Consider the following 22,560-nt stretch of genomic DNA (forward strand, 5'->3'; position numbering starts at 1 on the left):
AGGGCCGGGTTCAGTCCCGGACGGCCCCGGACGGCCGCTCCTGCGCGTAGTCGCACGTGCCCTCCGCCCGGAACTGCAGGGCCGCCCTGGTCACCTCCGCGCCGAGGCCGCGCATTTGGTCCGCGACCGCCTGGTCGGTGAGGCGTCCTTCGCCATCGAAGACCCGGGAGGACCGCGGGACCGCGAACACCAGCGGCACGGCCCAGCCGCGCAGCGACCGGACGATGAACTCCATCACGTTGATCGCCTGCAGGCCCTGCACTCCACCGGCGGTTGTCAGCATCCCCACGGGTTTGTTGCTCAGGTAGGGCGGGTCGTGGTCGGCCAGGAGGGCAAGCCAGTCCACCGCGTTCTTGAACACGCCGCTGACCGACCCGTGGTACGTCGGGCTGCTCCACAGCAGGGCGTCCGCTGCCTCGACGGTGTCCGCAAGCCGGCGGGCGGACGGAGGGATCCCGTGCTCGGACGTGTAGAACGGAAGATCCAACCGCCTGAGGTCGATCACCTGGGTGTCGGCGCCCGCCTCGGCCGCCCCCTCGACCGCCACAGACAGTGCGGTGAGGCTGGTCGAGGGGGTGCGCAGCGATCCCCCCATTCCGACGACGAACGGGGGGCGCGCCATCTCGTCAACTCCTTCAGAGCATCTCCAGGGGCGTGGGCCCGCTGGGCGGTGGGAACGCCTCGTCGAGGGCGTCGAGCGCCTCGGCGGGAAGGTGGAGGTCCGCCGCGCCGCGGTTCTCCCGAACGTGGTCGGGTGATCCGGAACGAGGGATCGCGGACACCCCCTGCTCCAGCACCCAGGCGAGTGCCACCTGGGTCGGCGTGGCTCCGAGGGCCCGGGCCACGGCACCCAGAGCCTCGACCTTCAGCAACCGCCCCTGCTCGATCGGGGAGTAGGCCATGACCGCCACCCCGGCCTCGCGGCACCAGGGGAGCACATCCCACTCGATGCCGCGCCGGGAGAGGTTGTACAGCACCTGGTCGACGGCCACGTCGACGCCGCCGGGGAGGGTGGCCAGCTCGACCATGTCGGCGACGTCCAGATTGCTCACGCCCCAGTAACGGATCTTCTCCGCCTCCATCAGGTCGGAGAATCCCGCAAGGGTCTCCTCGAGTGGCCACCGTCCGCGCCAGTGCAGCAGGTAGAGGTCCAGCTGTTCCGCACGGAGCCGCCGCAAGCTGCCCTCGCAGGCGGCGACGGTGCCTTTCCGGTCGGCGTGGCCGGGCAGCACCTTGCTGACGAGGAAGACCTCCTCCCGGCGTCCCCGCAGGGCCTCCCCGACGAGCTCCTCGGCTGCGCCGTCGCCGTACATCTCCGCCGTGTCGACGACGGTCATGCCCAGGTCCACACCCAACCGCAGCGCGGCGATCTCCTGTTCACGCCGGGCCGGGTCCTCGCCCAGATACCAGGTGCCCTGCCCGAGTGCCGCGATCTCCTCACCGGAGGGGAGCGCGATCGTTCTGGCCGATTCCGCAGACATCTCGTGCCTCCCGTCTGCCGCGGATTCGTGTCACGCGCAGCCGCAATGCCCAGTTCCGCGCTGTCCGGACAACCCATGTCGCATGCGCCGCAAAGGAGTTCAAGAGGGGCGAGCGGACTGCGCCGAGGGCGAGCCGGGACCGGGTGCGCGGTCGCGCAACGCGACGGCGACCGGCACAACGACGCCGCAGGAGAGCACCGCCGCGAAGGCGATCACCGCGGTCTGCACCGCGAGTGCCGCAGGGCGATGCCGAACGGCGCGGCCCCCGTACAAGCCTGCCACGCCGACCGGGCCCGCGCCCGCGCTCGGACGGCGGTGACCACGACCACCCACAGAGCGACGCCTCCGTGTACCGTTGTGTGCAGGGCCTCGCCGGCCGGGATGGTGTTGAAAAATGGTCCCCCGCCGCTGTATTCCGGTGCTTGCGCCTTCTCGGCCGGACCGGGCCTCTGGGGGACCGACCCGCCCCACCCGGCCACTGAGCAGAGCACCCCGATCCCTGCCCCAGGCGGGCAGCCGTTGTCGTTCAACTGCCATCGCCCTCGTCAAGGGTCCACGGCAGGCCGAGCCACGGCAGAGACATCAGCAGGTGTGAGCGGGTCCGGCGTGGAAACCCGAAGTGCCCCGATTCCAGGGAGGCGCCATGGACGCCAGTGTCACTGCCCAGGGGAGCCCCATTGCCACGGTCAATCCGTACACCGGTGAAAGGGTTCGGGAGTTCCCGGCGCTGAGCGCGGAGGACGTAGGGCGCGCGATCGACGCGGCGCACCGTAGCTTTCCGGACTGGCGTGCCCGGTCGAGGGCCGACCGTGGGGCCCTCGTGCAACGCGCCGGCCGGCTCATGGCGGAGCGCAAGGAGGAACTGGCGCGGCTGCTGACCCTTGAGGTCGGCAAGCTGATCGACTCGAGCCGTGCAGAGGTCGACCTGGCGTCCGACATCCTCACCTACTACGGCGAGCGTGGCCCCGAGTTGCTGGAAGAGCGACCCCTGCCGGTGTCCGAGGGCATGGCCGTGCTGGTGAACGAGCCGCTCGGCGTCCTTCTCGGTGTGATGCCCTGGAACTTCCCGCTGTACCAGGTGGTCCGATTCGCGGCTCCGAACCTCGTCCTCGGCAACACGATCCTGCTCAAACACGCGAGCAGTTGCCCCCAGTCCGCGCTGGCACTCGAGCAGCTGTTCATGGATGCGGGCGTGCCGACCGGGGTCTATACCAATCTCTTCGTGCGGGGCAGGGACGTCGGGAAGATCATCGATGACCCCCGTGTGCAGGGAGCCTCACTGACCGGAAGCGAGCGGGCGGGCGTGAGCTTGGGCGAGATCGCCGGCCGCAATGTCAAGAAGTCCGTCCTCGAGCTGGGTGGCAGTGATCCCTTCGTCGTGCTGGACGGTCACAACCTCGAGCGCACCGTGTACGCCGCGTTCCTCGGCCGGATGGGTAACACCGGGCAGTGCTGCGTGGCGGCCAAGCGCTTCATCGCCCTTGCCGACGTCTACGACGCCTTCCTCACCGGGCTGCGTGACCGGATGAGCGAGGTGCGACCGGGAGATCCGGTCGACCCCGCCACCACGCTCGGCCCGCTGTCCTCCGAGGCCGCGGCCGAACTCCTGATGGAGCAGGTCCGTGACGCGGTGGACAAGGGGGCCACGGTGGTGCTGGGCGGCGGGCGGCCCGACCTGCCGGGCGCCTTCGTGGAGCCCACCGTCCTCACCGACGTCACACCGGACATGCGGGCCTACCGGGAAGAGCTGTTCGGCCCCGTTGCCACGGTCTACCGGGTAGCCGACGAGGACGAGGCCGTGGCATTGGCCAACACCTCCCCCTACGGACTGGGTGGCGCGGTCTTCGCCGCCGACCCGGAACGTGCTCGCGGGGTCGCGGACCGGCTGGAGGCGGGCATGGTGTGGATCAACCACCCGACCGCGTCCCGACCGGAGTTGCCCTTCGGCGGCGTCAAGCGCTCCGGCTACGGTCGCGAACTCGGCGACGTGGGCATCGTGGAATTCGCGAACCGCAAGCTCGTGCGCTACGTGGACGCCGACGCCCCGATCGCAGAGGTGCTGGGCTGACCTCCGAGCCGGTCGACCGCGCTCGCCCGGGGCCGACCGTCAGAGGCTGAAGCGATCCTTGCCGAGGAATACCGAGGGCACGCCCGGCCGTGTCGGGCACCCGTGTCATGTCACGAGTCCTCGCGATGAGCGCCGCGATCCGACAGGTTCAGCCGGTCCTCGACGTTTCGCGAGGTCGTGGCCGCTGATGTGGCGGATGCGCTGCGGCCGATAGCGGAGCGTGCTGCGGTGGGTGGCTGGGCATTCTGCGGTTCTCGTCGTAGTTGCCGCCGCAGTCGAAATACCGGGACAGGGTCTCCATCACGGTCGCGTGATGCCAGGAGTCGCAGTCGGTGAGCTGCCCGAGCCACTCGTCACCGCATCCGCCCTCGGCCGCATCCACGTACAGATCGCCGAAATGCCCGAGGGACAGCGCTACTTGTGGACCGGGCGTCCCGTCACCCGGCACTGGGGCGACGGGGGCGAACCCGGTAAGACCTTCACACTCGGCCTCCGCTGCGAGATCCGCCCGCCCACCGCCCAGGATCCACCGTGCCACCGTCACCCAGGCCGATCTGCACTACGTCGGATCCGTCACCGTCGACCGCGGCCTCATGGACGCCGCCGACCTCCTTCCCGGCGAGCTCGTCCACATCGTCGACATCACCAACGGCGCCCGCCTCGAGACCTATGTCATCGAGGGCGAGCGGGGCTCCGGTGTCATCGGGACCAACGGGGCCGCCGCCCACCTCGTCCACCCCGGCGATATCGTCATCCTGATCAGCTCCGCCCAGGTCGACGACGCCGAGGCGCGTGCGCTCGTGCCCGCCGTCGTGCATGTGGACGCGCGCAACCGCATCGTCGAGCTCGGCTCGGACGCCGCCGCGCCCGTACCCGGCAGCGGCACCGAGCACAGTCCTCACGCCGCCGCGCCCGTGCCCGGCAGCGGCACCGAGCGCAGTCCCCACGCCGTAACATGATCGCCCGTCAGGCAGCAGATCCAGATCCGAAGACAGCAGATCCAGATCCGAGCGAGGGAGCCCGCCGCCATGTCCGAGCCCGACATCCGCGACAACCGGTCGAAGGGCCTCCTCGAGGCGTACGAGGACGGCCAGGTCACCGGGCACATCGCCTACTTCACGCTGGACGCGGAGCCGCCGGCCCTGGTCGCGGTGCACACCATCGTCGAGCCGGAGCACGAGGGCAAGGGCATCGCGAGCTCCCTGGTGCGTGAGCTGTTCCGGATCGCCGAGCGGGAGGGCGTGCCCGTCGTGACTCTCTGCCCGTACGCCGCCCGCTGGGTGCAGAAGCACCCCGACGAAGGCCCGACGCCCCCGTCCGAACTGGTCGTGGCCGCCGAGGACCAGCTGAAGGCGAACCCCGACCTCTGGTGAGCGAGAACATGCCGGCCCTCCTCCACACCTCCCCGGTCCACGTGCCGGTCTTCGACTCCCTGCGGGACGCCGATCACCCCGGCGTCCCCCTGCGCCACTACGTACGGGAAGAGCTGCTGTCCCGCGCGGTGGCGGAGGGGCCCGAAGCCGTCGGCGCGGATGTCGCCGCCGTGCTCGGGGAGGCCGTGGCCGACGGGGCGCGGGCCGTGCTGTGCACCTGCTCCACGATCGGAGCAGTCGCCGAGAGGCGGGCGTCGGGGATCGGCGTGCCCGTGCTGCGGGTCGACCGGCCGATGGCCGCCGAGGCGGCGGCCCACCAGCGCATTGTCGTGGTTGCCGCCCTGCAGAGCACTCTGGAGCCAACCACCTCGCTGATCCGCGAGGAGGCCGCCGGGCGCCGGGTCGAGCTGCGGACGGTCCTGGCCGCAGAGGCCTGGAAGCACTTCCTCGCGGGTGATCGCGAGTCCTACCTCGACCGGGTGGCCGCCGAGGTCGACGCCGTGCGTGACGCCGATGTCGTCGTGCTGGCCCAGGCGTCGATGGCGGACGCCGCCGACCGTACGACGACAGCTCTCCCCGTCCTGTCCAGCCCCCGTCGGGGCCTGCGGGCGGCCGTGGAAGCGGCGCGTTCGAGATCTTGAGGCGTGTGGATCCGGCGCGCGGGGGCAGGCGCAGCGGGAGACATTGGGAAGGCACGACTCCGAACCCTGGAGGTCAGGCATGACCCAGCCGCCCGTACCACCGTCACCCGTCCCCTCGCCGGGACCGCCCGGCCCGACACCGGGCCCGCTGCCCGGTCCCGTGCCGGTGCCCTCGCCCCCGCCGGGGCCGGCGCCCGACCCGATTCCCAAGCCGCCGGGCCCCGACCCGGACCCGTCGCCGGAGCCCGAACCCGCGCCCGGACCTGCATGAGAATCGGGGAACCGCGGGATCACGAACGGCCCGCGCCCGGACTCGCCCGGAAAACTGATGAGCACGCGCCTCGGACCCGCTCCGGGCCGCGTGACGGACACAGAACCCGCACCGGGCCCGGCCGAAAGGCACGGGCCCGGTGGGCTGAGAAGCGCGGCTGTCGCGGCGCCGACGCCGACGCCGTCAGTCGGTGCCGACCTCGGAACGGTCGCCACCCCAGAGGGTGTGGAACGAGCCCTCCCGGTCCACCCGCCGGTAGGTGTGCGCACCGAAGAAGTCCCGCTGCGCCTGGGTGAGCGCGGCCGGCAGCCGGTCGGCCCGCAGCGCGTCGTAGTACGCGAGAGCCGCCGAGAAGCCGGGCGTAGGCACGCCCTGGTGTGCCGCCGTCGCGACCACATCGCGCCAGTCGTCCTGCGCGGCGCCGATCTCCGAGGCGAACTCCTTGTCCGACAGCAGGCTCGGCAGGTCCCGCTGGGCGTCGTAGGCGGCACGGATCCGGTCCAGGAACACGGCCCGGATGATGCATCCAGCCCGCCAGATCGCCGCGACGGAGCCGAGGTCGATGTTCCAGTCGTAGGCCTCACTGCCGGCCTGGATCTGGTGGAAGCCCTGCGTGTACGACACGATCTTGGACGCGTAGAGGGCCTGCTCGACCTGGTCGGCGAAGCGCGAGGCCTCCTCGTCGCTCAGCGCGCGGGGCGTCGGGCCGGGCAGCCCGCGCGAGGCCGTGCGCAGATCCGCGTGCCCCGACAGCGAACGGGCGAAGACCGCCTCGGCGATACCGGAGACCGGCACACCGAGGTCGAGCGCGATCTGCACGGTCCAGCGGCCCGTGCCCTTCTGCTCGGCCTGGTCGGTGACGACGTCGACGAACGGCTTCCCGGTGTCGGCGTCCGTGTGGCCCAGCACCTCCGCCGTGATGTCGATCAGATACGAGTCCAGCCGGCCGGTGTTCCAGGTCCGGAAGGTCTCGGCGATCTGCGCGGGGGAGTAGCCCGCGACCGAACGCAGGAGGTGGTACGCCTCGGCGATCAGCTGCATGTCGGCGTACTCGATGCCGTTGTGCACCATCTTCACGAAATGACCGGCGCCGTCCGGTCCCATGTGGGCCACCGTCGGCGTGCCGTCGGGCGCCTTCGCGGCGATCTTCTCCAACATCGGGCCCAGCGTCGCGTAGGACTCGGCCGAGCCGCCCGGCATGATGCTGGGTCCGTGCAGTGCGCCCTCCTCGCCGCCCGAGATGCCGACGCCGACGAAGTGGATGCCGCGTTCCCGCAGGTCCTTCTCCCTGCGCCGGGTGTCCGCGAAGTGGGCGTTGCCGCCGTCGATGATGACGTCGCCCTCCTCCAGGAGCGGCGCGAACTCCTCGATCACCGCGTCCGTGGGATCACCGGCCTTGACCATGATCACCAGACGCCGCGGGCGCTCCAGCGCCGCGACGAACTCCTCCGCCGACTCGGCCGGGACGAACGTGCCCTCGTCGCCGAACTCCTCCACCAGCGCCCGTGTCTTCGTCGCGGTGCGGTTGTGCACGGCGACGGTGAAGCCGTTGCGCGCGAAGTTGCGGGCGAGGTTGCGCCCCATCACCGCGAGCCCGGTGACACCGATCTGGGCTGTACCACTCATACGTGTGCTCCTGGAAGTCCGTCGGAGAATCCATGTCCGCGCCTACGCATACGTACGGGCGGACCCAGCCATTCATCGATTTTCCAGCCCTCGGGAGCTCACCGCATTCCGGGTCCCGAAGGGGTGTGCGGCTCCAGTCTCCGCCCTCGGGCACCGTTCGGACGCCACCGGGGCCCAAGCGGGCACGGCCGGGGCCCGCGAACCCCGTGCCCGGCCCCGCGACCAGCGCGGATCGCGTCCGGGAAACGGGCGCATACGGGCGCACCGGATTCGGCGTAGAGCCTGGTCGAGCGGCCGGGAGTGCTTGTACAAACGACGCATGGGCCCGAACGGACTTCGGGCCCGGCGCGAACAGTGCACGGAGCGAAGCAGGGAAGTGTGTCGTGGACACCGAGGAACGCCGACGGGGAATTCTCGACACGGCCCGGCGGGACGGGTCGGTCGACGTCACCGCTCTCGCGGGTCTCTTCCGGGTGGCCAAGGAGACCATCAGGCGCGATCTGCACGCCCTGGAGGAGCACGGTCTCGTGCGGCGCACCCACGGCGGGGCGTACCCCGTCGAGTCCGCCGGCTTCGAGACCACCCTCGCCGTGCGCACCACGCGTCATGTACCGCAGAAGTCACGGATCGCGGCCGCGGCCGCCGATCTGCTGGGTGACGCGGAAACCGTCTTCGTCGATGAGGGCTTCACCCCGCAGCTCGTCGCGGAGGCACTGCCGAGGGACCGGCCACTGACCGTGGTCACCGCGTCCCTCGCGGTCGCGACCGTCCTCGCGGACGCCGAGAAGATCGCCGTACTCCTCCTCGGCGGCCGGGTGCGCGGCGGCACCATGGCCACCGTCGACCACTGGGCCACCCGGATGCTCGCCGACTTCGTCATCGACCTGGCGTACGTCGGCGCGAACGGAATCTCCCGCGAGTACGGACTGACCACGCCCGACCCGGCCGTCAGCGAGGTCAAGGCGCAGGCCATGCGCAGCTCACGACGGCGGGTGTTCACCGGGATCCACACGAAGTTCGGCGCGGTCAGCTTCTGCCGCTTCGCCGACGTCGGCGACTTCGAGGCCATCGTCACCGACGCCGGGCTGCCCTCCGCCGAGGCCCAGCGTTACTCACTCCTCGGCCCCCAGGTCGTCCGCGTCTGAGGAGGACCGGACCTCCACCACAGCCCCCATACATGTCCCGTCCAGCCCCCGTCACCGGCGGGGGGCGGGCCGGCCATGTCCCGCACCACCGATCACCGAGCCGCTACGACTGATCAGGAGAACTCATGCCCCACCACCGACGACGGGGAATCCGCGTACGTGCGGGCGCGGGCACGGCAGCGATGGCACTCCTCGCGGCAGGCTGCGCCGGAGCGGGAGGCACCTCCTTCGGAGGCGGCGACGCGCTCAACGTCCTGATGGTGAACAACCCGCAGATGGTCGAGCTGCAGAAGCTCACCAAGAAGCACTTCACCGAGGAGACGGGCATCAAGGTCAACTTCACGGTGCTCCCGGAGAACGACGTCCGCGACAAGATCAGCCAGGACTTCTCCAATCAGGCGGGCCAGTACGACATCGCCACCATCAGCAACTTCGAGGTGCCCTTCTTCGCGAAGAACGGCTGGCTGCGCCCCCTCGACGAGTACGCCCGGGCCGACACCGCCTTCGACCAGCAGGACATCCTCGAACCGCTGCGGGACTCCCTGACCGCCGAGGACGGCAAGCTGTACGCCGAACCCTTCTACGGCGAGTCGTCCTTCCTCATGTACCGCAAGGACGTCTTCGTCAAGAAGGGGCTGACGATGCCCCCGAAACCCACCTGGCAGCAGGTCGCCGACCTCGCCGCGAAGGCGGACGGGGCCGAACGCGGCATGAAGGGCATCTGTCTGCGCGGCCTGCCCGGCTGGGGCGAGGTGATCGCCCCGCTGACCACCGTGGTCAACACGATGGGCGGCACCTGGTTCACCGAGGACTGGGAACCGCGGCTCACCTCGCCGGAGTTCAAGAAGGCCACCGAGTTCTACGTGAACCTGGTCCGCGAGCACGGGGAGCTGGGCGCACCGCAGTCCGGCTACGCCGAGTGCCTCAACAACATGACGCAGGGCAAGACGGCCATGTGGTACGACGCCACCGCCGGCGCCGGATCACTGGAGGCGTCCGGCTCCCCGGTGAAGGGGAAGATCGGCTACGTACCGGCCCCGGTCGAGCGCACCAAGAGCTCCGGCTGGCTCTACACCTGGGCGTGGGGCATGCAGAAGGCCTCCAAGAAGTCCGACGACGCCTGGGAGTTCATCTCCTGGGCCTCCGGCAAGGACTACGAGGCCCTCGTCGGCGAAACGAGCGGCTGGGCGAACGTGCCCGCGGGGAAACGGGCGTCGACCTACGCCAACCCCGACTACCGCAAGGAAGCCGGCGCGTTCGCCGACGTCACCGAGCAGGCCATCTCCAGCGCCGATCCGAAGAACCCGGGCACCCAGCCCCGGCCGACCGCCGGGATCCAGTTCGTCGGCGTACCCGAGTTCACCGACCTCGGCACCAAGGTCGCACAGGAGATCAGTGCCGCCATCGCCGGCCGCCAGTCCGTGGACAAGGCCCTCTCCGCCTCCCAGAAGCTCGCCGAGAAGGTCGCCGAGGAGTACCGATGACCACATCGATCAGCCGCCCGGCTCTGTCGCGCCGGCCCGCCGTGGCGCGAACCGGAAAGAGCGGCCGGGCCCGCGCATGGGCCACCCGCGCCCCCCTGCTGCCCGCCCTCGTCTTCCTGATCGCCGTCACCCAGCTGCCGTTCGTGGCCACCCTGGTGATCTCGCTCTTCGACTGGAACTCCCTCAGCCCGGACAAGCGCCACTTCACGGGCCTGTCCAACTACGGCTCCGTCGTCACCGACCCGGCGCTGCGGGACTCCGTCATCACCACCGTGGTGCTGACGGTGGCGGTCGTCCTCGTCACGGTGGTCCTCGGCCTGCTCTTCGCCCTCCTCCTCGACCGCACGTTCTTCGGCCGGGGCATGGTGCGCACGCTGCTCATCACGCCCTTCCTGATCGTGCCGATCTCCGCCGCCCTGCTGTGGAAGCACGCGCTCTACAACCCGGAGTACGGCCTCCTGAACGGAGCGCTCACCTGGGTCGGCGACCTCTTCGGGATCGAGAGCATGTCGCAGCCGGACTGGATCTCCGGCATGCCGCTCCTCGCCGTCGAGGCGGCGCTGGTGTGGCAGTGGACCCCGTTCATGATGCTGATCCTGCTCGCGGGTCTGCAGAGCCGGCCCGCCGAGATGATGGAGGCCGCGCGGCTGGACGGCGCGAGCGGCTGGCAGACCTTCCGCTATCTGACCCTGCCGCATCTGCGCCGCTACCTCGAACTGGGCGTCCTGCTCGGCTCCGTGTACATCGTGCAGAACTTCGACGCGGTGTTCACCATCACCTCCGGCGGACTGGGCACGGCCAATCTTCCCTACACGATCTACGAGACCTTCTACCGAGCCCACGAGTACGGGCTGGCGTCCGCCGCGGGAGTCGTCGTGGTGATCGGCACCATGATCATCGCGACTTTCGCTCTCCGGGTGGTCTCCTCCCTCTTCCGTGAGGAGGCGAACCGCGCATGAGCGCTGCCACCACCACTCCGCCCGCGGCCACCGGCCGTACCCCCCAACTGCCTCCCGCCGCGCGCAAAGCCAGAAGGCGTTCCGCGGCCCTCGCAGTCGTCGCCTGGATCGTCGGGCTCGCCTTCTGCCTGCCCGCCCTGTGGATGGTGCTGACCTCGCTGCACTCCGAGGCCGACGCCGCCACCAACCCGCCTTCGCTCGCCGCGTCGCTGACACTGGACGGCTACCGCCAGTTCTTCGGCGGCGGAGGCGGACCGACCCCCTGGCCGCCGCTGATCAACTCCCTGTCCGCGTCGCTGTTCTCGACCGTCCTGGTGCTCGTCCTCGCTCTGCCGGCCGCGTACGCCCTGTCCATCCGGCGGGTCCGCAAGTGGACCGACGTGATGTTCTTCTTCCTCTCCACGAAGATGCTGCCCGTCGTCGCCGGACTGCTGCCCGTGTATCTGTTCGCGAAGAACGCCGGGATGCTGGACAACATCTGGCTGCTCGTCATCCTCTACACCTCGATGAACCTGCCGATCGCGGTGTGGATGATGCAGTCCTTCCTCGCCGACGTGCCGGTCTCCATCATCGAGGCGGCCCAGGTGGACGGCGCCCGGCTGCCCACCGTGCTGGCCCGGGTCGTCGCACCCGTCGCCGGGCCGGGCATCGCGGCCACCGCGCTGATCTGCTTCATCTTCAGCTGGAACGAGCTGTTGTTCGCACGGGTGCTCACCGGCGTCGTCGCCCAGACGGCCCCCGTGTACCTGACCGGATTCGTCACCAGCCAGGGTCTCTTCCTCGCCCAGCTGTGCGCCGCCTCCGTCATCGTGTCCCTGCCGGTGCTCGCCGCCGGCTACGCCGCCCAGGACAAGCTCGTCCAGGGCCTCTCGCTTGGAGCAGTCAAATGAGGGCAGCGATCGTCGAAGCCCCCGGCAAGGTCTCGGTCACCACGGTTCCCGACCCCACCCCCGGGCCCCGCGAGGTCGTCGTCGACGTCGCCTCCTGCGGGCTGTGCGGCACCGATCTGCACATCCTCCAGGGCGAGTTCGCGCCGACGCTGCCGATCGTGCCCGGTCACGAGTTCGCCGGTGAGGTCGTCGGCACGGGCGCCGACGTCACCGAACTGGCCGTCGGGGACAAGGTCGCCGTCGATCCTTCGCTGCACTGCCACGAGTGCCGCTACTGCCGGTCGGGCCGCGGCAATCTGTGCGACCGGTGGGCCGCCATCGGGGTCACCGTCCCCGGCGGCGCGGCCGAGTACGCCGTCGCGCCGGTGGCCAACTGCGTACGCCTGCCCGACCACATCGACGTCCAGGACGCGGCCCTCATCGAGCCGCTGTCCTGCGCGGTGCGCGGCTACGACGTACTGAACAGCACGCTCGCCGCCGAAGTGCTGATCTACGGCTCCGGCACCATGGGCCTGATGATGCTGGAGCTCGCCAAGCGCACCGGCGCCGCCTCCGTCGACGTCCTCGACGTCAACCCCGAGCGCCTCGCCACCGCGAGCCTGCTCGGCTGCTCGCGGACGGCATCCGGCGCCGACGCGCTGGACCGGCCGGGCGGTTGGGACGTCGTCATCGACGCCACCGGCAACGCCGGAGCCATCCAGGACGGCCTCGGCCGGGTCGCCAAGGGAGGTACCTTCCTCCAGTTCGGGGTCGCCGACTACGCGACGACCGCCGTCATCGAGCCCTACCGGATCTACAACCAGGAGATCACCATCACCGGTTCGATGGCGGTGCTCCACAGCTACGAACGGGCCGCCGCCCTCTTCGCGGCCGGCGTGCTCGACCCGTCCGTCTTCATCAGCGACCGGCTGCCCCTGGAGCAGTACCCGCAGGCCATCGAACGCTTCCAGGCCGGCATCGGGCGCAAGATCGTGGTGGAGCCGTGACCGGCGCGTCCGATGCGGTCCTCGTCGTCGGCGAGGCGCTGATCGACCTCGTCCCGGTCCGTGGCGAGCCCGGTGTGCTGCGCGCCCAGCCGGGCGGCGCGCCCGCCAATGTGGCGGTCGGCCTCGCCCGGCTCGGCCGACGGGCCTCCTTCGCCGGCGGCCTCGGAAACGACGGCTTCGGCCGGACCGTCGAGCAGTGGCTGACCGGTGCGGGCGTCGACCTCGGGCTCAGCGCGAGGTCGGACCTCCCGACGGCGCTCGCGGTCGCCGACCCGGGCAGCGGCGGCAACGCCTACCACTTCCACCTGGAGGACACGGCGACCTTCCGGCTGCCGCAGCCGGCCGAGGAGGCGGCCCGTTTCGGTGCCGTGTACGTGGGCGGTCTCGCGGCGGTCGTCGAACCGGCGGCAAGGGCGGTCGCGGCCACCGCGCGGGAGGCGGCACGGCACTCGCTCCTGGTGGTCGACCCCAACGTGCGCGAGGACCGTACCGTCGACGCCGTCCGCGGTCTTCGGCGGCTGCGGGACCTGTGCGCCCTCGCCCATGTCCTGAAGGCCAGCGACGAGGACCTGGTGCGGCTCTGGCCGGACACCGACCCGGACCGGAGCTGTCGCCGACTGGCGGACGAGGGACGGCTGGTGGTGGTGACCCGCGGGGCTCGGGGCGCGACCGCCTATGTGCCCGGTGCGGAACCCGTCTCCGTCCCCGCCGTTCCCGTCGAGGTGGTCAACACCATCGGCGCGGGCGACGCGTTCATGACCGGGATCCTGACCTGGCTGGGCACCGAGAGGAGTTGGGGCCTGGCGCTGTCGCCGTCGTCCGCCAGGACCATGCTGGAGTTCGCCTCCCAGGTCGCCGCCTCCGTCTGCGCCAGGACGGGGACCGAGCCCACGGCTCCGGCCGCGGTGTGAGGCCCCACAGCCCCTGCTGCGGTGTGAGGCCGACAGCCCCCGTCGCGGTGTGAGGCCCGACGGCAGGGCTGCCGCGGCGTTCGAGGTCCGGCCGGAGGAGAGCGAAGGCCGAGAAGACGGGCCGCGCCGGAGCCGGTCCGGCGGGGCCCGTCATCGGCTCAGGCCGCCCGGCGGGCCCTGCGGGACGCGGCCTGGACGATGTCCGCGTACCGGTAGCCGCTCCCCTTGATGGTCCGCTTCTGCGTGGTGTAGTCGACATGCACCAGACCGAAGCGCTTGTCGTAGCCGTACGCCCACTCGAAGTTGTCCAGCAGCGACCAGGCGAAGTAGCCCGCCACGGACGCGCCACGGCGAGCCGCCCGGCCGCACGCCGCGAGGTGCTCCTCCAGATAACGCACCCGCTCGGGGTCGTCGACGGTCCCGTCCGCGCGGACGACGTCGGGATACGCCGAGCCGTTCTCCGTGACGAAGACACGCTGCGCGCCGTACTCCTCCGACAGCCGCACGAGCAGCTGCTCCAGACCGTCGGCGTGCACTTCCCAGTCCATGGCGGTGTGCCGGGCGCCGGGCGTGTAGATCTGCTTGGCGTACGGGACCGGGCCGCTGAGGTCCGCGGTGACGATCTGGCGGAAGTAGTAATTGAGCCCGAGCCAGTCGAGCGGAGCCGCGATGGTCTCCAGGTCGCCCGCCTTCTCCGGGAGTTCGACCCCGTACAGGTCCAGCATGTCCTGCGGGTACCCGCGGCCGTGGATCGGGTCGAGCCACCAGCGGTTGGTGTGACCGTCCGCCCGCACCGCGGCGGCCCGGTCCTCGGGACGGTCGCTCGCGGGCTCGATGGGGGAGAGGTTGTTGACGATGCCGATACGCGCGTCGGACGAGGCCGCTCGGATCGCCTGCACGGCGAGCCCGTGCCCGAGGTGCAGATGGTACGAGGTGCGTACCGCTGCCGTCAGATCGGTGAGACCGGGCGCCATCTTGCCTTCCAGATGGCCGATCCATGACGAGCACAGCGGCTCGTTCAGCGTCGCCCAGTCCTTCACGCGGTCGCCGAGCCGTTCGGCGACGGCCGACGCGTACGCGGCGAAGTGCTCGGCGGTCTCGCGGGCCGGCCAGCCGCCGCGGTCCTGCATCGCCTGGGGCAGATCCCAGTGGTACAGCGTGGCGAAGGGGGTGATGCCCGCTTCCAGCAGTCCGTCGACGAGCCGGTCGTAGAAGGCGAGGCCCGCGGGGTTCACCGGACCGTCACCGCCGGGGACGATGCGGGGCCAGGCGATCGAGAACCGGTAGGCGCCCACGCCCAGTTGCCGCATCAAGCCGATGTCCTCGGGCCAGCGGTGGTAGTGGTCGCAGGCCACGTCGCCGGTGTCGCCGTTGTCCACCGCGCCCGGGGTGTGCGAGAACGTGTCCCAGATCGAGGGCGAGCGGCCGTCCTCGGCCACGGCACCTTCGATCTGGTAGGCGGCGGTGGCGACGCCCCAGGTGAAATCGGGCGGAAGGGCGTTGAGGTCGTTCACGGACTGCCTTTCGCTTGAGGTCACTTGACTGCGCCGGCGGTGAGGCCGGCGACGAGGTAGCGCTGGAGGAGGAGGAACCCGGCGACGACGGGCACGCTGACGACCAGCGACGCGGCCATGACCTGGTTCCAGTACACGTCGTTCTCGGTGGCGTAGCCGCGCAGACCGACGGAGAGCGTGCGTGTGGTGTCGTTCGTCATGACGGAGGCGAAGAGGACTTCGCCCCAGGCGGTCATGAACGCGTAGACGGACACGGCGACGATGCCGGGGACGGCGGCGGGCACGACGACCCGGAAGAGCGCCCCGAGGGCGCCGCAGCCGTCCACCATGGCGGCCTCGTCCAGGTCTCGCGGGATGGAGTCGAAGTAGCCGATCAGCATCCAGATCGAGAAGGGGAGCGAGAACGTCAGATAGGTGAGGATCAGTCCGCCGCGTGAGCCGTACAGGGCGATGCCCGTGCTGTTGCCGATGTTCACGAAGATCAGGAACAGCGGGAGGAGGAACAGGATCCCCGGGAACATCTGTGTGGACAGCACGGTGACGGTGAAGATCCGCTTGCCGCGGAAGCGGTAGCGGCTCACGGCGTACGCGGCGAACACCGCGATCACCACGGACAGCACCGTCGCCGACACCGCCACGATCAGCGAGTTGACGAAGTAGCGGGCGAGGGGAACGGTGTTCCAGATGTCGATGTAGGGCCGGATGGTCAGCCCGGAGGGAATCCAGCGGAACTGGCCCGAGACGTCCTGGAGCGGCTTCAGCGAGCTGCTGAGCATCACATAGACGGGCAGCAGGGCGAATACCGTCAGCAGGGTCAGCACCACCCGGCGGGTCCAGAGGAAGGACTGCGGCGGTGCGATCGGGGATCGGGGCGGCCTAGGCATCGGCGCTCTTCCTTACGCGGGAGGCTCCTCGCGGGGTGCGGGAGGTGAGCAGCAGATAGACGGCCGTCACCACCAGCAGGAAGAGCAGCAGCAGGACGGACATCGCCGAACCCTGGCCGAAGTTCCAGGTGACGAAGGACGACTGGTAGATGTGCACCGAGATCAGGTCGGCCGCCTCCGGGGCCGCCCGTCCGAAGAGCACGTAGGGCGTGTTGAAATCGTTGAACGTCCACAGGAACAGCACCAGGACGAGCACCTGGTTGACCGGCCGCAGCGACGGCAGGGTGATCTTGCGGATCTGCTGCCAGACGCCGGCGCCGTCGATCGCGGCGGCCTCGTAGAGCTCGCGCGGGATGTTCTGGAGCCCCGCCATCACGATCAGGAACGCGAACGGCCACGACTTCCAGACCGCGACGACGACCACGGCGAAGAACGCGTTGTCGCCGATCAGCCAGAAGGACGGCTGATCGGTCAGCCCCAGCTGGTCGTGCAGGACGTGATTGATCATGCCGTTGTCCCGCTGGAACATGAACGCCCAGGTGATGACGGCCGCGTACACCGGCAGGGCGTACGGCGTGAGGAAGACGGCCCGCAGCAGTCCCCGGCCGCGGAAGTTCTCCTGCATCATGATCGCCGCGGCGACGCCGAAGAGCCAGGACAGACCGACGGCGAGGACGGTGAACGCACAGGTGACGAGGAACGAGTTGAGCAGGTCCTCGCCGATCGGCGCGCTGAAGTCGACAGCGATCCGGTAGTTGTCGAAGGCCGTCCAGGGGGCCTCGCCCCAGTTGCGGATGTAGAACTGCGTGAGCTGACGGAAGCTCATCACGATCCCGATCACCATCGGGATCAGGTGGATGAGGAGTTCGAGCAGGACCGCGGGCAGCAGGAGGAGATAGGGCAGACCGCCGTGGCGGATCCGGTCGGGGATGCGCGGCATCCTGCGCCGCGCATCCCCCTTCCCCACCCGCTCACCGCTGTCCGCCGGGCCGGTGCGGCCGGGAGTGACGGTGGTGGTCATCGGGTGTGCCTCACTGCTGCATCTGCTGCTGGGCCTTGTTCAGACGTTCCTTGACGGACGCCGTGGTCACCGGGCGTCCCGCCGCGGCGTCCGCCCACAGCTCCTTCACGGCCGTGCCGACCGTGGTCTCGAACTGCGACTCCGTCGGAACCTGCGGCAGCGGCGCGGCGCTCGTGGACAGCGTGTCGCGCAAGACCTTCAGGTCGGGTGCGGCGAACGCCGGGTCCTGCTGCGCGGCCGTGACCGGCGGGATCGATCCGTAGGTCTTGTTGAGGAGCGTCTGCTCGGCGTCGCTGGTCATGAACTTCACGAACTTCTTCGCGCCGTCCACGTTCTTGGTGTTGTTGAAGATCGCGATGTTGATGCCGGCGACCATGGAGTTGGTGTTCGCGCCGGCGCCGGGCGCGCCCTGCTGGACGGGGACGGGGGCCACGCCCCAGTCGGCGGGCTTCATGCCCTGGGCCGCGAAGGTGGACGCGGCCGCCTGCCACAGCACCATCGCCGTCTTGCCGCGGGCGAAGTCCTGGAGCGACTGGTTCTGCGCGTACTCCGCGTTGCCCGGCGCGACGATCTTGTCCTTGGCCATGAAGTCCACGTACTGCTTCACCGCGGCGACCGCGCCGTCGGAGGTGAAGGTGGGCTTGCCGGCGGAGTCGAAGAACTCCGCGTTGTGCTGCTTTGCGAGGACGAAGACCTGGTGGATGTTGTTGGCGAGGTTGCCGCCCTCGGCGCCCAGCGCCCACTTCCCGTCCTTGGAGATCTTCTTGCCGTCCGCCACGAGCTGGTCCCAGGTGGCCGGCGGCTGCGTGATGCCCGCGTCGGCGAACATCTTCTTGTTGTAGTAGAGGGCGTAGGCGAGCGAGTACAGCGGCACGGCCGCGGGGTCCTTGCCCTCGGCGCCCGCGGAGGCGACGGCCGAGTCGACGAAGCGGTCCCGTCCGCCGATCGCGTCGAAGTTCTTCTGGTCCCAGGGCAGCAGGGCACCCGTCGCCTGGAGCGAGGCGGACCAGGTGTTGCCGATGTTCAGGACATCGGGGCCCTGCCCGGAACTCGTGGCGGCGAGGATCCGGTTGAGGAGGTCGGACCAGGGAATGACCTCCAACTTGACCTTGATGCCCGTTTCCTTCTCGAACTTCTTGAGCTCGGGCGTGAGGATCTTCTTGTCGGCCTCGATGTTGGGGCCTTGGTTGGAGGCCCAGTACGTGAGTGTTTCGGGTGATTCGTTGCTGCCGCTTCCGTCGGTGGAGGAACCACCGCCGCAGCCGGATATGGCGACGAGCGCGCTGATGACGGTGACGGCTGCTGCGGCTCTGATGGTGCGCATGAGAGATGGCCCCTTCCCGGGGATGGCTGCGTTCGACTCCCGAACGGCATCCATGACTTAATTTAGATCGTGATTTAAGAGGTGAGGGAAGGTCGCGTCAAGGTCTGCGACCGGGGTATGTTGCGACGAGGGAAGGAGCACCATGGCGGAACGCAACAGACGGACAGTGCGTGACCTGCGGCGCGGCAATCGGGCCAGGGTTCTGCAACGGTTGTATTTCGACGGCCCGTTGAGCCGCCAGGAGCTCGGACCGGCCACCGGACTGAGTTCAGGCTCTATCAGCAACGTGGTGGCCGAACTGGCCGCCGAAGGAGTGCTCGAAGAGGCCGGAGTCGTCGACTCGGACGGCGGCCGACCGCGCACCCTGCTGCGCGTCACGCCGTCCGGCGGTCTGCTCATCGGCATCGACATCGGCGAGACCCGCGTACGGGTCGAACTCTTCGACCTGTCCCTCACCGAACTCGCCCGCACCGAACGGCTGCTGGCCCAGCACGGCTACGACGTCGACCGCGTCGTCTCCCATGTGAGCATCGGCGTCGCCGACGTCCTGCGGGACGCGGGCGTGGACGCGGCCGGTCTGCTCGGCATCGGCATCGGCGTGCCCGGCATCATCGAGCAGGACGCCCGGGACGGCGCGATCGTGCACGGCCAGACCATCGGCTGGACCGCCGTCCCCTTCGAGAAACTGCTCCGCGACGCCATCCGACTGCCCCGGGAAGTACCGCTGTTCATCGACAACGGCGCCAAGACCCTCGGCCAGGCCGAGATGTGGTTCGGCGGCGGCCGCGGCGCCCGGGAAGCGGCCGTGGCCCTCATCGGGTCCGGCGTCGGCGCCTGCGTCGTCCACGCCGCCACCCGCGAGGAGTCCGCCAGCAACAGCGCCCTCGAATGGGGTCACACCACAGTCCGTATCCGGGGGCGGCGATGCCGCTGCGGATCCCTCGGCTGTCTGGAGGCGTACGCCGGCGCTGAGGCGCTGCGCGAACGCTGGCAGGAGGCCGGTGGCCCGCTCCCGGCCGCCGCCGACGACGAGACCGCGCTCGCCACTCTGCTGACCGCCGCCTTCCCCGGGCCCCACGGCCCCGATCCGGACCCGGTCGCACTCTCCCTGCTCGACGACACCGCCGAGTACCTGGGTGCCGCCGTCGCCGACCTGATCAACCTCTTCCGTCCCGAACGCATCCTGCTCGGCGGCTGGGCCGGACTGCTGATCGGACCCCATCTGCTCCCCGAAGTGCGCCGGTACGCCGGCGAGTACGCCCTCGACCACGCCGCCGCCCGCACCACCATCGAACTCGGTCAGCTCGGCCCCGACGCCGTCACCGTCGGCGCCGCGACCCTTCCGCTCGCCGACTTCCTCGCCCGGGGCGGCAGTCGTCCGCCGGCTGCCGTAGCCGGCGATCCGGAGGGCGCCGAGCGGGTCGGCGCCGGCCGCCGCTGGTCACCCGCCCCGGCCGCGACCGAGGGCGCGGCCGGCTGATCACGGCGACGGCTCTCCCACTTCCTCCGCCTCGGTACGCCGGGGCTGAACCCTTGTCACGGTCGTTGTCCAGCACCTAAGTTGACCGCTTGCGACGTGACCTACATGTCAGTGGGGGAGTCTCGAAATGGCCGCAACCGGTCGGCACCGCCGATATCAGCCGAGCCGCATCAACCGCGCCTCACTCACCGTCACCGCGGGCGGAGCGGGCATGGCGCTGCCGCTCATCGGTGCCGGCACCACCCATGCGGCCTCGGTGGACGTCTGGGAGAAGGTGGCCGCCTGCGAGTCCACCAACAACTGGCGTATCAACACCGGCAACGGCTACTACGGCGGCCTCCAGTTCACCCAGTCCACCTGGGAGGCCTACGGCGGCAGGCAGTACGCCCCGCGCGCCGACCTCGCCAGCAAGGACCAGCAGATAGCCGTCGCCGAGAAGGTTCTCAAGGGGCAGGGCCCGGGAGCGTGGCCCGTCTGCTCGGCCCGCGCCGGTCTCACCCGCGGCGGGGACGCCCCGGACATCGCGCCGGACCGCCGATCGGCTGCGAAGACCGAGGCGAAGAGCGGGCAGAGCGACCGACGGGACAGACCCGTGGCCCAGCGGCAGTCGGCGCCCCCGAAGGCGACGCCGACGACGGTGCCCACGCAACGGGAGGGCTACACCGTGGCCCGCGGCGACTCGCTCTCCCGGATCGCCGACGCCGAAGAGGTGCGCGGCGGCTGGCAGGGCCTGTACGCACAGAACCGTACGGTCGTGGGGCCCGACCCCGACCTCATCCATCCCGGCCAGAAGCTGATCCTGCGCATCGAGGCGCCCAAGAGCCGCACCGGCCCCGTGCCGTCCGCCGAGTCACCCGAGCGCAAGCCCGCGGCGAAGCCCCGCCAGGCCCCCAGGCAGCAGGCCCCGAAGCAGCAGGCCCCGAAGCAGCAGGCGCCCAAGCAGCAGGCGGCCAAGCCCGCACACGTCAAGAAGCCCGCGCAGAGGTCCGGCTTCAGCGCCCCGGTGGACGCCTCCACCGGCACGCCGTACCGCAAGGCCGGCTCGTCCTGGTCCAGCGGCTACCACACGGGCGTCGACTTCCCCGTCCCGACCGGGACCTCGGTGAAGTCCGTCGCCTCCGGCCGCGTCATCTCGGCCGGCTGGGGCGGTGCGTACGGCTACCAGGTCGTCATCCGTCACACAGACGGCAAGTACAGCCAGTACGCGCATCTGTCGGCGCTCACCGTGCGCTCCGGACAGCAGGTCGCCGGCGGCCAGCGGATCGGCCGCTCGGGGTCCACCGGCAACAGCTCAGGACCGCATCTCCACTTCGAGATCCGCACGGGTCCGGGGTACGGATCCGACATCGATCCCCTCGCCTACCTCAGGGCGGGCGGCGTCTCGCTCTGAGACGGCGGCCCGCTGCTCGGGCGTCCTGTCCGGCGTCCCGGGGGTCTGTGACGACCGGTCGCCCCCGGGCGCGCCCCGGTCGTCCCGGGGCCCGCGCCCGTCCGCGTCTCCCGCCGCCGGGGAACCGTCCGTGTCCTTCGTCCCCGCGGCGGCGAGACGTTCCGTCGTCAGCAGGATCAGACCGCCGGCCGCCAGGGCGCCGAAGCCGAGCGCGAACAGAGTGCCCGGGATGCCGCCCCGGAACGATTCGCCGAACATCGTGATGCCGACGGCCGCCGCGATGACCGGATTGACCACGGTCACCGTGGCCAGCGGTGCGGCCAGACCCGCGCCCCGGTACGACGCCTGCGACAGCAGCAGACCGCCGATCGCCAGCACCGCCATCACCAGCAGACTGCTCCACTGGGCGAGCGGCGCCGACCAGTCCCAGTCCACCGCCACCGTCTTGGTGAACACCGACGCGATACCGAAGGCCACACCGGCCGACGCCGCGAGCAGCACACTGCGCAGGACCGGCCGGTGAATGGTCTGGGCGACGAGGAAGAGGAGAGCCACCCCGCCGAACGTCACTGCCGCGAGCACCCCGCGCCGGCCCGTCCCCAGCGAGTTCGCGTCCGCCGTGTCGGTCAGTGCCAGCAGACCGGCGAGGCCGGCCGTCGCCATCAGCGCGCCCTTCCACGCGGTGGCGCCCACCCCGCGCCGGACGAACAGGGCGGCCATCGGCAGGGCGAAGACGATCGTGAGCGCGCCGAGCGGCTGCACCAGGCTGAGCGGCCCGTACGCCAGCGCGACGACGTGGAGCACCGCACCCAGGGCGTTCAGGGCCACGGCGAACCACCACCCCGCGTGGTGGAGCGGGGCGTAGGGCCGGGCGGACGTGGATGCCGCGACACGCTCCTGCACGATCGCCCCGGCCGCATAGGCGACCGCGGAGACCAGTGACAGCAGCACTGCCGGCACAAGGGAACTCATAGAGACCACGATCTCCCTGTTCCGCGTTCGCGTCGTCGTCCTTGAGCAGGCATTTGGACGTACTGCCGACGTAGTACGAGCCTGGGCCAAAAGTCCCCCGTGCGGCGGTCGAGCAGGTCAGCGCGGGTGGACCGGTGTAC

At 70.4% G+C, this 22,560-nt stretch carries 20 protein-coding genes and 2 pseudogenes; 13 read left to right on the forward strand and 9 right to left on the reverse strand.

Annotated features, from left to right (window positions below; genetic code table 11):
- Positions 1-10: 10 nt before the first annotated feature.
- Both ABTX78_RS23990 and ABTX78_RS23995 read right to left on the reverse strand, forming a co-directional pair.
- Positions 11-622, reverse strand: a complete 612-nt coding sequence (locus ABTX78_RS23990) for an NADPH-dependent FMN reductase (protein WP_352208840.1) — start codon at positions 620-622, stop codon at positions 11-13.
- Between the two features lie 13 nt (positions 623-635).
- A complete protein-coding gene (locus ABTX78_RS23995; protein ID WP_352208841.1) occupies positions 636-1,481 on the reverse strand; it encodes an aldo/keto reductase in 846 nt (281 codons plus the stop codon).
- 643 nt (positions 1,482-2,124) lie between these two features.
- Here ABTX78_RS23995 and ABTX78_RS24000 point away from each other — a divergent pair.
- Positions 2,125-3,549 (forward strand): NAD-dependent succinate-semialdehyde dehydrogenase, encoded by a 1,425-nt coding sequence (locus tag ABTX78_RS24000; protein ID WP_352208842.1) that lies wholly within the window; start codon positions 2,125-2,127, stop codon positions 3,547-3,549.
- Between the two features lie 110 nt (positions 3,550-3,659).
- Here the strand turns inward: ABTX78_RS24000 and ABTX78_RS24005 are convergent.
- Positions 3,660-3,901: pseudogene (locus ABTX78_RS24005) on the reverse strand (helix-turn-helix domain-containing protein); the annotation flags it as partial.
- Here ABTX78_RS24005 and ABTX78_RS24010 point away from each other — a divergent pair.
- The 4 genes and pseudogenes from ABTX78_RS24010 to ABTX78_RS24025 form a co-directional block, all read left to right on the forward strand.
- A pseudogene (locus tag ABTX78_RS24010) lies at positions 3,863-4,045 on the forward strand (short-chain fatty acyl-CoA regulator family protein); the annotation flags it as partial. The pseudogenes ABTX78_RS24005 and ABTX78_RS24010 overlap by 39 nt on opposite strands.
- 28 nt (positions 4,046-4,073) lie before the next feature.
- The gene (gene panD, locus ABTX78_RS24015; RefSeq protein WP_352208898.1) at positions 4,074-4,508 is read left to right on the forward strand and encodes an aspartate 1-decarboxylase; all 435 of its coding nucleotides are present in this window, start codon (positions 4,074-4,076) and stop codon (positions 4,506-4,508) included.
- 69 nt (positions 4,509-4,577) lie between these two features.
- Positions 4,578-4,922: a GNAT family N-acetyltransferase gene (locus ABTX78_RS24020; protein ID WP_340476651.1), complete on the forward strand. Its 345-nt coding sequence runs from the start codon at positions 4,578-4,580 to the stop codon at positions 4,920-4,922.
- Positions 4,923-4,930: 8 nt separating this feature from the next.
- Positions 4,931-5,563: an aspartate/glutamate racemase family protein gene (locus tag ABTX78_RS24025; RefSeq protein WP_352208899.1), complete on the forward strand. Its 633-nt coding sequence runs from the start codon at positions 4,931-4,933 to the stop codon at positions 5,561-5,563.
- Between the two features lie 454 nt (positions 5,564-6,017).
- On the opposite strand, the gene gnd is transcribed toward ABTX78_RS24025, so the two are convergent.
- On the reverse strand, positions 6,018-7,460 hold the full coding sequence (gnd, locus tag ABTX78_RS24030; protein ID WP_352208843.1) for an NADP-dependent phosphogluconate dehydrogenase: 1,443 nt from the start codon (positions 7,458-7,460) through the stop codon (positions 6,018-6,020).
- A 383-nt stretch (positions 7,461-7,843) separates the two neighbouring features.
- On the opposite strand from gnd, the gene ABTX78_RS24035 reads away from it, so the two are divergent.
- The 6 genes from ABTX78_RS24035 (at position 7,844) to ABTX78_RS24060 (ending at position 13,835) form a co-directional block, all read left to right on the forward strand.
- Complete coding sequence (locus tag ABTX78_RS24035; protein WP_352208844.1) at positions 7,844-8,605, forward strand: DeoR/GlpR family DNA-binding transcription regulator; 762 nt, start codon at positions 7,844-7,846, stop codon at positions 8,603-8,605.
- 125 nt (positions 8,606-8,730) lie between these two features.
- On the forward strand, positions 8,731-10,089 hold the full coding sequence (locus tag ABTX78_RS24040) for an ABC transporter substrate-binding protein (RefSeq protein WP_352208845.1): 1,359 nt from the start codon (positions 8,731-8,733) through the stop codon (positions 10,087-10,089).
- On the forward strand, positions 10,086-11,048 hold the full coding sequence (locus tag ABTX78_RS24045; RefSeq protein ID WP_352208846.1) for a carbohydrate ABC transporter permease: 963 nt from the start codon (positions 10,086-10,088) through the stop codon (positions 11,046-11,048). The genes ABTX78_RS24040 and ABTX78_RS24045 overlap by 4 nt, the downstream gene beginning before the upstream one ends.
- Positions 11,045-11,938 (forward strand): carbohydrate ABC transporter permease, encoded by an 894-nt coding sequence (locus ABTX78_RS24050; protein WP_352208847.1) that lies wholly within the window; start codon positions 11,045-11,047, stop codon positions 11,936-11,938. The genes ABTX78_RS24045 and ABTX78_RS24050 overlap by 4 nt, the downstream gene beginning before the upstream one ends.
- Positions 11,935-12,924, forward strand: coding sequence for a zinc-dependent alcohol dehydrogenase family protein (locus ABTX78_RS24055; RefSeq protein WP_352208848.1), 990 nt, complete (start codon positions 11,935-11,937; stop codon positions 12,922-12,924). The genes ABTX78_RS24050 and ABTX78_RS24055 overlap by 4 nt, the downstream gene beginning before the upstream one ends.
- A complete protein-coding gene (locus ABTX78_RS24060) occupies positions 12,921-13,835 on the forward strand; it encodes a carbohydrate kinase family protein (RefSeq protein WP_352208849.1) in 915 nt (304 codons plus the stop codon). Before ABTX78_RS24055 ends, ABTX78_RS24060 begins: the two co-directional genes overlap by 4 nt.
- Before the next feature lie 158 nt (positions 13,836-13,993).
- Here the strand turns inward: ABTX78_RS24060 and ABTX78_RS24065 are convergent, their stop codons facing one another.
- From ABTX78_RS24065 to ABTX78_RS24080, 4 genes are read right to left on the reverse strand one after another with little or no spacing between them, the layout of a single operon-like run.
- A complete protein-coding gene (locus ABTX78_RS24065) occupies positions 13,994-15,349 on the reverse strand; it encodes a GH1 family beta-glucosidase (RefSeq protein ID WP_352208850.1) in 1,356 nt (451 codons plus the stop codon).
- 20 nt (positions 15,350-15,369) lie between these two features.
- Complete coding sequence (locus tag ABTX78_RS24070) at positions 15,370-16,233, reverse strand: carbohydrate ABC transporter permease (protein ID WP_352208851.1); 864 nt, start codon at positions 16,231-16,233, stop codon at positions 15,370-15,372.
- Positions 16,226-17,254, reverse strand: a complete 1,029-nt coding sequence (locus ABTX78_RS24075; RefSeq protein WP_352208852.1) for a carbohydrate ABC transporter permease — start codon at positions 17,252-17,254, stop codon at positions 16,226-16,228. The genes ABTX78_RS24070 and ABTX78_RS24075 overlap by 8 nt, the downstream gene beginning before the upstream one ends.
- Before the next feature lie 10 nt (positions 17,255-17,264).
- Entirely contained in the window at positions 17,265-18,578 is a 1,314-nt protein-coding gene (locus tag ABTX78_RS24080; protein ID WP_352208853.1) for an extracellular solute-binding protein, read from the reverse strand.
- Between the two features lie 142 nt (positions 18,579-18,720).
- Here ABTX78_RS24080 and ABTX78_RS24085 point away from each other — a divergent pair, with 142 nt between their 5' ends.
- Positions 18,721-20,058, forward strand: coding sequence for an ROK family transcriptional regulator (locus ABTX78_RS24085; RefSeq protein ID WP_352208854.1), 1,338 nt, complete (start codon positions 18,721-18,723; stop codon positions 20,056-20,058).
- Positions 20,059-20,185: 127 nt separating this feature from the next.
- Positions 20,186-21,448 (forward strand): transglycosylase family protein, encoded by a 1,263-nt coding sequence (locus ABTX78_RS24090; protein WP_352208855.1) that lies wholly within the window; start codon positions 20,186-20,188, stop codon positions 21,446-21,448.
- On the opposite strand, the gene ABTX78_RS24095 is transcribed toward ABTX78_RS24090, so the two are convergent.
- On the reverse strand, positions 21,350-22,420 hold the full coding sequence (locus ABTX78_RS24095; RefSeq protein ID WP_352208856.1) for a DMT family transporter: 1,071 nt from the start codon (positions 22,418-22,420) through the stop codon (positions 21,350-21,352). The two genes, ABTX78_RS24090 and ABTX78_RS24095, sit on opposite strands and share 99 nt — an antisense overlap.
- Positions 22,421-22,560: the final 140 nt, after the last annotated feature.

This window comes from Streptomyces sp. NPDC096193, assembly GCF_040302905.1.
Taxonomy (GTDB): Bacteria; Actinomycetota; Actinomycetes; order Streptomycetales; family Streptomycetaceae; genus Streptomyces.